At 71.1% G+C, this 12,149-nt stretch carries 12 protein-coding genes; 8 read left to right on the forward strand and 4 right to left on the reverse strand.

Annotated elements, in window-relative coordinates; translation table 11 throughout:
* Window positions 1-9: 9 nt before the first annotated feature.
* Window positions 10-2,190 (reverse strand): MMPL family transporter, encoded by a 2,181-nt coding sequence (locus CHC05_RS02810; RefSeq protein ID WP_089244277.1) that lies wholly within the window; start codon window positions 2,188-2,190, stop codon window positions 10-12.
* 149 nt (window positions 2,191-2,339) lie between these two features.
* On the opposite strand from CHC05_RS02810, the gene CHC05_RS02815 reads away from it, so the two are divergent.
* Both CHC05_RS02815 and CHC05_RS02820 read left to right on the forward strand, forming a co-directional pair.
* Complete coding sequence (locus CHC05_RS02815) at window positions 2,340-2,957, forward strand: DUF998 domain-containing protein (protein WP_089244279.1); 618 nt, start codon at window positions 2,340-2,342, stop codon at window positions 2,955-2,957.
* Between the two features lie 36 nt (window positions 2,958-2,993).
* Complete coding sequence (locus CHC05_RS02820; protein WP_089244281.1) at window positions 2,994-3,761, forward strand: isocitrate lyase/PEP mutase family protein; 768 nt, start codon at window positions 2,994-2,996, stop codon at window positions 3,759-3,761.
* A gap of 176 nt (window positions 3,762-3,937) precedes the next feature.
* Here the strand turns inward: CHC05_RS02820 and CHC05_RS02825 are convergent, their stop codons facing one another.
* A complete protein-coding gene (locus CHC05_RS02825; protein WP_245870628.1) occupies window positions 3,938-4,507 on the reverse strand; it encodes a GNAT family N-acetyltransferase in 570 nt (189 codons plus the stop codon).
* A 168-nt stretch (window positions 4,508-4,675) separates the two neighbouring features.
* Between CHC05_RS02825 and CHC05_RS02830 the strand changes: the two genes are divergently transcribed.
* The 4 genes from CHC05_RS02830 to CHC05_RS02845 all read left to right on the forward strand — a co-directional run bounded on the left by CHC05_RS02830 (window position 4,676) and on the right by CHC05_RS02845 (window position 7,881).
* Window positions 4,676-4,993 (forward strand): DUF3040 domain-containing protein, encoded by a 318-nt coding sequence (locus CHC05_RS02830; RefSeq protein ID WP_179266022.1) that lies wholly within the window; start codon window positions 4,676-4,678, stop codon window positions 4,991-4,993.
* Window positions 4,987-6,564, forward strand: coding sequence for a non-homologous end-joining DNA ligase LigD (locus CHC05_RS02835; protein ID WP_089244285.1), 1,578 nt, complete (start codon window positions 4,987-4,989; stop codon window positions 6,562-6,564). The genes CHC05_RS02830 and CHC05_RS02835 overlap by 7 nt, the downstream gene beginning before the upstream one ends.
* Window positions 6,565-6,684: 120 nt before the next feature.
* Window positions 6,685-7,458 carry a D-Ala-D-Ala carboxypeptidase family metallohydrolase gene (locus tag CHC05_RS02840; RefSeq protein WP_089244287.1) on the forward strand — a complete coding sequence of 258 codons (774 nt, stop codon included), beginning with the start codon at window positions 6,685-6,687 and terminating at the stop codon, window positions 7,456-7,458.
* Between the two features lie 36 nt (window positions 7,459-7,494).
* Window positions 7,495-7,881 (forward strand): VOC family protein, encoded by a 387-nt coding sequence (locus CHC05_RS02845; protein WP_089244289.1) that lies wholly within the window; start codon window positions 7,495-7,497, stop codon window positions 7,879-7,881.
* Window positions 7,882-8,038: 157 nt separating this feature from the next.
* On the opposite strand, the gene CHC05_RS02850 is transcribed toward CHC05_RS02845, so the two are convergent.
* Window positions 8,039-9,235, reverse strand: coding sequence for a cytochrome P450 (locus CHC05_RS02850; RefSeq protein ID WP_089244291.1), 1,197 nt, complete (start codon window positions 9,233-9,235; stop codon window positions 8,039-8,041).
* 204 nt (window positions 9,236-9,439) lie between these two features.
* Between CHC05_RS02850 and CHC05_RS02855 the strand changes: the two genes are divergently transcribed.
* Window positions 9,440-9,982, forward strand: a complete 543-nt coding sequence (locus CHC05_RS02855; protein WP_089244293.1) for a lamin tail domain-containing protein — start codon at window positions 9,440-9,442, stop codon at window positions 9,980-9,982.
* A 61-nt stretch (window positions 9,983-10,043) separates the two neighbouring features.
* Here the strand turns inward: CHC05_RS02855 and CHC05_RS02860 are convergent, their stop codons facing one another.
* Window positions 10,044-11,270, reverse strand: coding sequence for an EAL domain-containing protein (locus CHC05_RS02860; RefSeq protein WP_089244295.1), 1,227 nt, complete (start codon window positions 11,268-11,270; stop codon window positions 10,044-10,046).
* A 142-nt stretch (window positions 11,271-11,412) separates the two neighbouring features.
* Between CHC05_RS02860 and CHC05_RS02865 the strand changes: the two genes are divergently transcribed.
* Window positions 11,413-12,105, forward strand: a complete 693-nt coding sequence (locus CHC05_RS02865; RefSeq protein ID WP_089244297.1) for a DUF4328 domain-containing protein — start codon at window positions 11,413-11,415, stop codon at window positions 12,103-12,105.
* Window positions 12,106-12,149 lie beyond the last annotated feature (44 nt).

Below are 12,149 nucleotides of genomic sequence, written 5' to 3' on the forward strand. Positions count from 1 at the left end.
CCGCGCGGGTCAGTGGGTCGTGACGTCGGCCAACTCGCGGTCGTTCGCCGCCGCGTCGAGGTGCCGGCGCAGTTTCGCGCCCTCCAGGTCGACGTCCGGCAGGATCCGGTCGAGCCAGCGCGGCAGCCACCACGCCGACCGGCCGAGCATCGACATCACCGCGGGTACGAGGGTCAGCCGCACGACGAACGCGTCGACCGCCACACCGACCGCGAGCGCGAAGCCCATCGACTTGATCACGGGGTCGTCGAGCAGGACGAAGCCGGCGAACACCGCGGTCATGATCAGGGCGGCCGCCGTCACGACCCGGGCGCCGTGGCCCATGCCGTTGACCGTCGCCCGGGTCGGCGTGTCGCCGTGCACGAAGTCCTCGCGCATCCGCGACACCAGGAAGACCTCGTAGTCCATCGCCAGGCCGAACAGGATGCCGATCAGCAGGATCGGCAGGAAGCTGACCAGCGGGCCGGGCGTGTCGAGGCCGACGAGCCCGGCCAGGTGGCCCTGCTGGAAGACCAGCGTGGTCAGGCCGAACGTCGCGCCGACGGTGAGCAGGAAGCCCAGCGCCGCCTTGATCGGCACGAGCACCGACCGGAACACCACGCCCAGGAGCAGGACCGACAGGCCGACGACCAGCAGGAGGTACGTGGGCAGGGCGCGGGACAGCTTCGCCGACACGTCGATGCCGACCGCGGTCTGGCCGGTGAGCGCGATGTCGGCGCCCGCCACCCCGCGGGCGGTTTGTCTGATGTCGTGCACCAGCGTCTCGGTGGCGGGGTCGGTCGGCCCGGTCTTCGGCACCACACCCAGCAGCGCGGTCTTCCCGTCCTGGCTGAGGTTCGGCGGTGTCACGGCCAGCAGGTTGGGCGTACCCGCGAGATCGTGGGAAACCTCGGCCACCGCGGCGGTGGTGGCGGCCACGCTGTCGGTGCTGACGACCAGGGCGAGGCGCCCGGTGAAGCCCGGCCCGAAGCCCTCCGTGATCAGGTCGTTGGCGGCCCGGGTCGGGCTGCCGACCGGCGCGGTGCTGGCGTCGGGCAGGGCGAGCCGCATGTCCAGGGTCGGCAGCGCGAGCGCGCCGAGCCCGAGCAGGCCGGCCAGCAGCAACGGCACCCGGAACCGGATCACCTGCTTGGCCCACCGGAAGCCCGCCGGTTCGCGGCGGTGTGACTGCTCGAGGGTGATCGCCTTGCGGGGCAGCACGCGCCGGCCGGCGAAGCCCAGGAGCGCGGGCAGCAGGGTGATCGCGACCAGCACGGCGACGGCGACGGTGCCGGCGGCGGCCAGGCCCATCACGGTCAGGAACGGGATGCCGACCAGGGCGAGGCCGGCCAGCGCGATGACGACCGTGCCACCGGCGAACAGCACGGCCGAGCCGGCGGTGCCGAGCGCCCGGCCGGCGGCCTCGGGTGGCGGCACCCCGTCGCGGACGTGCTGGCGGTAGCGGGAGGTGATGAACAGCGAGTAGTCGATGCCGACGGCCAGCCCGAGCATCAGCGCGAGGATCGGGGCGGTGCTGGTCAGGCCCACGACGCCGCTGAGCGCGAACAGCCCGGCCATGCCCGCGCCGACCCCGATCAGCGCGGTCAGCATGGTCATCCCGGCAGCGACCAGCGAGCCGAGGGTGACCACGAGGACGGCTAGCGCGATCAACACGCCGATGCCCTCGGTGCCGCCCATCTCGGGCTGGTTGTGCATGACCTCGCCGCCGTGCTCGACCCGCAGCCCGGCCTGCTCGGCGGCGGCGCCCGAGTGCGCGTAGGCGTCCCGCTGCGCGTCGGTGATCGCGTCGTCCTGGGCCGCGAACTGCACCTGGACCAGCGCGTGCCGGCCGTCCTGCGAGACGGCGCCGGCCGCAAACGGGTCGACCGCGGCGACCGCGCCGGGCAGGGAGCCGGCCTCGCGCACCACCGCCTCGACGGCCGCCCTGGCGTCGGCGTCGCGCAGCGTGCGGCCCTGCGGCGCGGCGATCACGATCGTGCCGGTGGTGCCGCTGGCCTGGGGGAACTCGCGGGCCAGGGCGTCGATGGCGCGCTGTGACTCCGTACCCGGCATGGTGAAGTCGTTGGTGGTCGGTTTCATGAACGCGGCGGCGGCGGCGCCGAGCGCGACCAGGACCACGAGCCAGAGGGCGACGACGAGCCGGCGCCGTTGGAAGGACGCGCGGCCGAGGCGATAGAGGACGGTTGCCATGTCTCCCTCTTGCGGGCGGGGGTGGCATGGACCATGCCCGGCAAAGCTGATTATCGGCTCACAGCTTGACCCGGATGTGAAAAACGTCCCAGGTTGCGGCGTGATCAAAAACCCGGCGTAGTTGGCACGAACCATGCCAAAATCGGGCGGTGCGTGCGGTGCCGGGGTGGGCCCTGGTCTCGGCGATCCTGGCCCCGATCTTTCTCCTGGGTGGACTCGTGCTGGCCACCGCACGGCAGTCGGCGAGCTACAGCTCGACCCGCGACACGATCAGCGCCCTCGGCGGACTCGGCGCCACCGACCGCTGGATCATGGTCATCGGCTTCACCGGCATGGGCATCTGCTTCATCGTGACCGGCCTGGGCCTGCGCCCAGCGATGCTGGCCGGCCGCGTCGTGATGGTCTTCGGCGGCGTGGTCTCCCTGGCCAGCGCGTTCTTCCCGCAGCCGGTGGTCGGCCAGTCGGCGATGCACGGCCTGGTCGCCGGCGCGGGCTTCGTCGCGCTCATGGTCTGGCCGGCGTTCGCCTTCCGCACGGAGCCGTTCGCCCCGTGGTCCCTGCGCCCGACGGCGTCCCTGCTGGCCGTCGGCGTGATGATCGTCCTGCTGTTCTGGTTCGCGTACGAGCTGTTCAACCGCGGCGACCAGATCGGCCTGACGGAACGCTTCCTGGCGGCCGCGGAGTCCCTGTGGCCGGTAGTAGTGGTCTTCAACGCCCGCCAACTCAACCCGGCCTTCGTAGCACTCGCCTCAGAGAAAAGCGGATGAGCCGTTGTTGACAGTCCGGCCCGGTAACGTCCGGGCATGACGTTCCGAGACCTCCACGACGGCGCGCTCCCGCTGCTGCTTCCCAACGCGTGGGACGTCGCCTCGGCGCTGGCCTTCGTTTCGGCGGGCTTCGCCGCGGTAGGCACGACGAGCTTCGGCGTCTCAGCGGCCCTGGGCGTTCCAGACGGCCGAGCCGCGACCCGCGACGCGTCCCGGGCGCTGGCCCACGCCCTGTCGACCCTGCCGGCGTTCGTCTCGGTCGACATCGAGGACGGCTATTCGGCGGACCCGGGCGAGGTAGCGGACTACGTGGCAAGCCTGGGCGTCGCGGGCGTCAACGTGGAGGACAGCACGGACGGCCGGCTGGTCGAGCCGGCGGCCCACGCGGAGAAGATCGCGGAGATCAAGGACCGCAACCCGGCCGTGTACGTCAACGCCCGCACCGACACATACTGGCTGGGCCAGGACGCCACCCTCTCGGCAACGCTGGAACGGGCCGCCGCCTACGTCTCGGCCGGCGCGGACGGCATCTTCGTCCCGGGCGCGACGAAGCCGGCCGAGCTTCGCGAGCTCGCGGTTAATTTGCCGGTGCCGGTCAACGTGCTGGTGATCCCGGAGCTGTCCCTGCCGCACCTGGCCGACCTGGGCATCCGCCGGGTCAGCACCGGCTCACTCCCCTACCGCGCGGCCTTGGACGCGGCGGTCGCCGTCGCCACCGCGGTCCGCGACGGCCAGGCACCGCCCGCCGCAACCTCATACGCCGAGGCACAGGACCGCCTGATCCGATACGCCGCTGATCGGTAGCCCGCAGGTCCGCGACACGGCCGACCAATGCCGGCTTTCGGTGGCCCGCAGATCCAAGGCCCGTAGCTCCCGGCCCGCAGCGCCAACGCCGCAGGTCCGCGGCCCCAGGGCCAACGCCGCAGGTCCCCGGCCCAGGGCCAACGCCCGTGGGTTCGCGGGCCGCAGGGCGAGGCCTGTTAGTCCGTGGACAGGCGGGCGTGTAGGTGCATGTCGTGCCAGCCGTCCGCGTGCTTCGCCTCGGCGCGTTTGGTGCCTTCCAGGGCGAAGCCGGCTCGTTCGGCGACCGCGCACGAGGCCGGGTTCGCGGTCGAGTGGGCCACCTCGATCCGGTGTAGCCCGAGCTTGCCGAACGACCAACCGGTGAGCGCGGTCAACGCCCGCCCGGCCACTCCCGCGCCGCGGGCGGTGGGCAGCACCCAGTAGGAGACCTCGGCCAGCCCCTCGGCCAGGTCGATCCGGCGCAGGCTGATCTGGCCGACGACCGCGCCGGCGCGCTCGATCGCGAAGCCGGCGCCGCTCTCGCCGCTCCAGCGGCCGCGCCACGACGCGATCCAGGCCTCCGCTTCCAGCGGGGTCATCGAACGGCAGTGCCAACGCTGGACGCCGGGGTCGGCGTAGCCGGCCAGCACGACCTCGAGGTCGTCCGCACGCCAGGGTCGCAACCGGACGCCATCGCCGTCGATCTCGGGTTGTTTCGTCGTGGACATCGCGCCGGGCGGCACCGCGGGAGTTGCTAGAGAAGGCACCCGGCGACGATATCCGCGCTGGTCAGCCACCCGCTTCGCGGGCCTTTGCTCTGCACCCACATACGCATCACCGGTAGGCCGGCTACCGGTGATGCGTATGTGGGTGCAGAGCAAAGCGGCTGAGGGGCATGAAGGTCGGCGGGCTGGGTATGCGCCGATATGTACGGCATGACGACAGGTTGTACGGAGGCGATGGCCGTGCTCAGTCAGAGCGACCGGCAGCGGTTGGCCGAGATCGAGCGGCACCTGGCGCTCGAAGATCCACGGTTCGCCCGGCGAATGCGGGGGCGCAGCCGGCAATGGGTGGGGCTCGTGGTGCCGATCGTGGTCATCGTCGCGCTGCTCGCCCTGACGCCGCTGATGCTGATCATGTGGGATCGGCCCGGCGTCGCCGCCCTGGGTGTCGTCGCCGCACTGGCCATGATGACCTGGTTCGTCGGCCGCACCGCCGCTCCCCGCCGGCGCCGACGGTCCCGACCGTGGTGACGCCGCGCGAGAAGCTCGCGCCGTACCGGGGCAAGCGCGACTTCGGCAAGACGCCGGAGCCGTCGGGCACGCGCCGCACCACGAGCGACGGCGGCCGGCGATTCGTCGTGCAGCGGCACCGCGCCCGCAACCTCCACTACGACGTACGCCTGGAGATCGATGGTGTGCTCGTGAGTTGGGCCGTGCCGAAGGGTCCGACGCTGGCTGCCGGTGTGCGCCGCGGCGCGTACCACGTCGAAGACCATCCCATGGAGTACATCGACTTCGAGGGCGTCATCCCGGCCGGCGAGTACGGCGGCGGCGACGTGATCGTCTGGGACACCGGCACGTGGGAGCCGCAGGAGCAGGACCCGGCGCAGGCCCTCGCCGACGGTGAGCTGCATGCCGACCTGCACGGCGAGAAACTGAAGGGCCGGTTCGTCTTCGTACGCACCCGCGCCGACGACTGGATCCTGCTGCACAAGAAGGACGCGTACGCGACGCCGAACTGGGATCCGGAGAAGCATCCCCGGTCGGTGCTGTCGGGGCGCACCAACGACGAGGTGAAAGCCGACCCGGACCGGTTGTGGCGGTCGGACCTGCCGGCGGCGACGGCCAGCCTGGCCCTGAAGCCCGACGCCGCGACGGCGGCCGACCCGGACGAGCTCAAGGCGCTCGACAAGCTCAAGACCCAGGGCACCTGGCACGTCTTCGGCCGCGACCTGAAGGTGACCAACCTCGACAAGGTGCTGTTCCCGGGTCGCGGGCGCGGCAGGCCGATCACCAAGCGGGACTTCCTCCGCTACACGGCGCAGATCGCGCCGACGATCCTGCCCTACCTGACCCGGCGGCCGCTGAACCTGCACCGCTATCCCGACGGCGCGGGCACCAAGGGGTTCTGGCAGAAGGAGCTTCCCGGGCACGCGCCCGAGTGGCTCGCCCGCTGGGACAACCCGGACGCCGCGCCGGGCGACTCGCGGACCTATCTCGTCGCCGACGAACCGGCGGCGCTGCTGTGGGCGGCCAACTCCGGTGCGCTGGAGTGGCACGCCTGGACGTCGCAGGTGGACAAGCCGGACAAGCCCACGTACGCGCTGATCGATCTGGACCCGGGCACCGACACGAAGTGGGCGGACCTGGTGACGCTGGCGCGGCTGCACCGCGAGGCGTTGGACCATCTCGGCGTGCTGTCCCGCGCCAAGCTGACCGGCAAACGCGGCATCCAGATCTGGATCCCGATCACCAGGGGCCCGTCGTACGCGACCACGCGCGCCTGGGTGGAGAAGCTGTCCCGGACGGTCGGGGCCGCCGCGCCGGACCTGGTCAGCTGGAAGTGGCAGAAGTCGGAGCGGGACGGGCTGGCGCGGCTGGACTACACCCAGAACGCGATTGGCAACACGTTGGTCGCGCCCTACAGCCCACGGCCGGCCGCGGGTGCGCCGGTGTCGGCGCCGATCCACTGGGACGAGCTTTCCCCGAAGCTCAAGCCGGACGCGTTCACGCTGCGTACGATCATGAAGCGACTGGCAACCGAGGGCGACCCGTTCCACGACGTGGTGGTGGCCCGCCAGAAGCTGCCCCGGCTGCGCTGACCTCGGTGTAGTTTTTTGCCGCTTGATTGTTGTTCGCTGGCGATTATTGACGCCATCATGTTGCATGGAGATACTTCCATCCGTCAATGTTTTCCACTTGACCTTGACGGGAGGCGCTCCATGCGCCGCGTACTCACCAAGCTTCTCGCAGTCCTCTCCCTCGCCGTCGCGTCGACAGCGGTCGGCCTGGTCACCACCGCGGGTGCCGCGCAGGCCGACGGTTGCTACACCTGGGGCCGTCAGCTGTCCCAGGGGATGTCCGGCGAAGACGTGCGCCAGCTCCAGATCCGGGTCGCCGGCTACCCCGGCACCGGCGGCGTCCTCGGCATCGACGGCGCCTTCGGCCCCGCCACCCGGTCGGCCGTGGTCCGGTTCCAGCAGGCGTACGGCCTCAGCGCCGACGGCATCGCCGGCCCCAACACGTTCAACCGCCTCTACGCGCTGCAGGACGACGACTGCACGCCGGTCAACTTCTCCTACGCGGAGCTCAACAACTGCAACAGCACCTGGGCGGGCGGCAACGTGTCGGCGTCGACCGCCCGGTTCAACGCCCTGGTCACGATGTGGAAGCTCCAGGCGCTCCGGCACGCCCTCGGCGACCAGCAGATCCGGGTGACCAGCGGCTTCCGCAGCCAGGCGTGCAACAGCGCGGTCGGCGGGGCGAGCAGCAGCCGGCACCTGTACGGCGACGCCGCCGACCTCGGCTCCGGGCCACACTCGCTGTGCACGCTCGCTCAGGCGGCCCGCAACCACGGGTTCGCGGGCATCCTCGGCCCGGGCTACCCGGACCACAACGACCACACCCACGTCGACGGCCGCCCGAGCCGGTTCTGGTCGGCCCCGAACTGCGGGGTGGGTGGCCGAGCGATGCGCGACCCGCTGGACGACAACTGACCCTCTGAACGCGCCGCGACAGGGCATGTTGGAGGGATGGAGGTTCTCAGCAGCCGCATCCTGCTCCGACCGTCCGACGTCGAGCGCAGCCAACGGTTCTATCGGGAGGTGCTCGGGCTCGCGGTCTACCGCGAGTTCGGGCCACCTTCCCATCCCGGGCTGGTCTTCTTCCTGGGTCAGGGGTTGCTGGAGGTCTCGGGCGGGTCGGCGTTCGAGCCGCCGGGTCCGATCCAGCTCTGGCTCCAGGTGCGCGACGTGCGGGCGGAGCATGCCCGCCTGGTCGCAGCCGGGGTGACGGTCACCCGTCCACCCCGGACGGAGCCGTGGGGCCTGATCGAGATGTCGATCGAAGATCCAGACGGGGTACGCATCGTGCTGGTCGAGGTGCCACCGGACCACCCGCTGCGCCGCGACCCCCGATGACCGCGGGCTGGGGCGTGATTCGCTCGCTGCGGGAAGTCGCCCGCTGACCACCCACTTCGCCGCGCTCCCCGCGTGCCTAATCTTCTGGGCCCGCGACTTACGTGCCACTGCCCGGTGTGGTCACACCCTCTAAGGCATCCTAGGACGAAGGCCTGGCTTAGGTCGTGGTGACCGGCAGCGTCGCGTAGCCGCGTAAGACCAGGCGGTCGCGGCGCTCGGCGCCGGTGGCGAGCGACAGGCGGGGCAGCATGGTCAGCAGCAGCGGGAAGGCGACCTGGGCTTCGAGCCGGGCCAGCGGTGCGCCGAGGCAATAGTGGGCACCGCCGCCGAACGAGACCGGCTGGATGTTGGTGCGATCCGGGTCGAAGCGGTGCGGGTCCGGGTAGCGGGCCGGGTCCCGGTTGGCGGCGCCGAGCAGGATGGTCAGCTCCGCGCCCGCCGGCAGGGTCAGGCCGTCGCCGGCGTCCAGCGGCTCCGTGGTCGAGCGGGAGGTGAGCTGCACCGGCGAGTCGTAGCGCAGCATCTCCTCCACGTACGCCGGCGCCAGGTCCGGGTCGGCGCGCAACCGGTCGGCCAGTTCGGGACGCTCCAGCAGGATCGCGATGCCGGTGCCGAGCAGGTTCGTCGTCGTCTCGAAGCCGGCGACCAGCAGCAGCACGAGGTTCGCGAGGAGCTCCGCGCCGGTCAGGGCGGCCTCGTCGGCCGCGGCGGCGACCAGCGCGCTGGTCAGGTCCTCCTGCGGGTTCCCCTGGCGCTCGGCGATCAACCCGATGAAGTAGTCCTCCAGGTCGCGCCCGGCCACGTCGGCGAGGCGCATCTCCTCCTCGGTGCTGATCGGTTCGAGCACCGCCGTCAGGTCCGCGGCGCGCTGGCGGAACCAGGGGCGGTCGCTCTCCGGGATGCCGAGCAGGGCGCAGATCACCCCGATGGGCAGCGGGTACGCGAACGCGGTCATGAAGTCGGCCTCGGCCGGCATGGCCTTGACGAGGTCCTCCGCCTGGCCGGCGATCACGTCGCGGAGGGCGGCGACACGCCGGGCGGTGAAGGTGGCGGCGGCCGCACGGCGTACCCGGGTGTGGTCCGGGGCGTTGGTCTGCAACATGGACAGCACGATCGACGCGACGCCACGGTTGTCCCGCCAGGTCGGCCAGAAACCGTCGTAGTCGGCGGCGTCCGCGACACGCAGGCCGGGGTCGCGCAGCAGGCGGCTGGTCAGGGCATGGCTGGTGACGAACCAACGGCCGTCCGGCGTGTCGAACGCCGGCGCGTGGGCGCGGAGGACGTCGTACGCGGGGTACGGATCGAGGCGTCCGTCCGGCATGAACAGCGACGTCAGAGCGGTCTGAAAGTCCATTTCCTGCCCCTTCCTGGCCCTCCGCCACCCTAACGGCCGAGGGCCAGAGTCGACCGGACAGGTGATCATCGTCTGATCCGACGACCGCATTAGGATGAAATGGACGATTCGGACGTTAGGGGATGTTTTCCGCGTGCTTTTGGGGCCAGATGTCCGCAATGATCTGAACATCCCCGTTCCACCAAGGACATTTCGGAGGAAGTTGTGCGCAAGATCGTCGGAATCGCTTCCGCTTCACTGATCGCCCTCGGGTCCGTCCTCGTCGGTGCCGCGTCGGCCTCGGCCGCCCCGCGTCCGCAGCGCCCGGCTCCGGCCGCGGTGCAGATCCAGTCGATCCAGTACGACGCGCCCGGCCGCGACACCCGCACCAACCAGAGCCTGAACGGCGAGTTCGTCACGCTGGTCAACCACGGCCGCCGCGCCGTGAACCTGAACGGCTGGGAGCTCTCGGACCGGGCAAACCACGTCTACCGCTTCGGGAACGTCTGGATCGGCGGCGACGGCGGCACGCTCCGCCTGCACACCGGAAACGGCCGCAACACCAACCGGGCCGTCTTCTGGCGGAGCGGCAACCACATCTGGAACAACGACGGCGACACCGCGACCCTGAGCGGCCCGCGCGGCCGCACGCTCGACAGCTGCTCGTACCGCGAGCGCAACGGTCGCGACGGCCGTGACGGCGGCCGTGACGGCCGGGACAACCGCGGCCCGCGCGACCGGGACGGGGTGGGCCGGGTCGCCTGCTGACCCAGGCTCGGATCGGGGAGGGCTCCGGTGGCTTCGGCCACCGGAGCTCTCCCGTTTCACGCTAGATCTGCTCGACGCGGCTGACGAGTGGGAGGGTCGCTTCGACCACGCGGTCCCACTCGTAGCAGGTGCCGGCGTCGAACGCGTCGGTGCCCGGCCTGCGGCGGGCGAAGACGCCGCTGCCGTAGCTGGTGCCGACCAGCAGCGTCGTGCGCTCGTCGCGCAGCGGGTCGTCTTCGGCCAGCGGGATGCCGCGTACCCGGCCGCCCGGTGTGAACGGCACGCCGTGGCCGACCAGGAAGACCTCGACGCCGCGGCTGTTCAGGTAGGCGTACGTGATCAGGCTGTCCACCGCCATGTACCGCAGATCGCCGATGTTCACGACCAGGATCGCCGCGTCCTTCGCCTGGGTGGCCTGGTTCTCGATCTGCTCCGACATCGCCGCCAGTTGGGCCGCTGAGGTCAGGCTGACCGGTTCGGTGCGGGCCAGCACGTCGTACGGCGTCGTGTGCGACGCCGGTCGCGGACCCACCCGGGCGAGCAGCTGGTCCGACGGCCGGATGGCGTTCGGGAGCGGGCCGGGGCGGCCGAACAGCCAGCCCTGGCCGAGAGTCGCGCCGAGCGAGCGGGCGACGTCCACGTGCTCGTGCCGCTCCACCCCCTCGGCCACGATCTGGGCACCGCGCAGCATGGCGTCTTCGAGGACGGCGTTGATGACGTGCGAGTCGGCCGTCGTGTCCTGGATGATCGTCCGGTCGAGCTTGATCACGTCGGGGTTGATCAGCGGCATCGCGGCCAGGCTCGCGGGGTCGGCACCGATGTCGTCGAGCGCGATCCGCGCGGTGCGCTTGCGCGCGTCACCGACGGCGTCGAGCAGGCCCGCGGGGCGGCGGGTGACCGCCTTCTCGGTGATCTCGACGACCACGTTGCTGTCCCCCATCACCTCCGCGTACGCGGGTGTCACTCCATCCTCGGTCTCGTTGCTGAGCGTGTCGGGGTTGAAGTTGATGAAGAGTGCGAGCTCCGGCATCCCGGCGTCGTGGAACGCCCGGCTCGCCAGGACCGCGCACAACTCGTCGAGCTCGGCCGCCCGGCCGGCCTCCGCGGCCGCCGCGAACAACGCGGCCGGGGTACGCAGCCGGCCTTCCGGCCCCCGGGCGAACGCCTCGTAGCCGACCGGCCGCTGGTCGACGAGCGACACCACCGGCTGGAAGACCGGCTCGATCAGCCGCTCCCGCATGATGTCGTCGAACTCTTCGTCGAGCGGAAGGTCTACCTCGAAGCCCATACTTCGAGCCTGCGGTGAAGGCCGTGTCACCGCCACCGCTTCTGGTAGCTCGGGTCCGTTTTTATCCCGACGAAGAGCCAGTAAGAACCCATAGCGGGACGACCGCCATACTCTCCGGAAGCCGCGAAGGAGGTGTCGCCCGGTGGCGGACCGGTCCAAAACAACCACGACGAGCCGGCTGGCGGTGTGGGCGCTGATCGCGTTCGCCGTCGCCGACGTGGTGCGCACGGTGCTCGCGATGGGCCACTACGAGCAGCGGATCGAGTCGGTGACGCACGGCAACCTCGACCCCCTCGGACCGGCCCTGTATGCCTATCTCCTGCTTGACCACCTCTTTCCGGCGGGCGTGGAACCATCCACTGTGGGCAATCGGGCATGGGGCGCCACCGCTCTGGTCGCCGCGACATGCTTTGTCGCTTGGCTTTGTCACGCGGCGCGCGCCTCGCGACGACTCGACGGCACGTCGGCCTCGAGGTGGGCGGCGGCCGGCTGGCTCATCGCGATCGGCAACCTGGCCAGCCCCGATGCGGCGACGCACGACGCGCGCCCGGCCGGCGAGGCCCCACCGCTCGAACAGCCGCGCCGGCCGGACCACCAAATCCGGATCGATCGTTGGCGGACACTCGTCCTCCTTACTGTCGCTTTCGTCGTCCTGCGCCTCCTCTACGACCTGACCACCGCGCGCGGCGGATCCCTGCACGGGACCCAGTTCGACATGCGGTATGTCGCCTATCCTTTGTGGACCATCGTCACGGTCCTGGTGGTGACAACGGTGACCCGCGGCATCAGCGTCGTCAGACAACAGACGCAACAGCGCCTTGACCGCCTCCCCTGACCGGGCCCGAGGCTGAGCCCACACGTCGCGACCGGGTGCCTGGA

The sequence above is a fragment of the Asanoa hainanensis genome (genome assembly GCF_900188485.1).
Classification (GTDB): Bacteria; Actinomycetota; Actinomycetes; order Mycobacteriales; family Micromonosporaceae; genus Asanoa; species Asanoa hainanensis.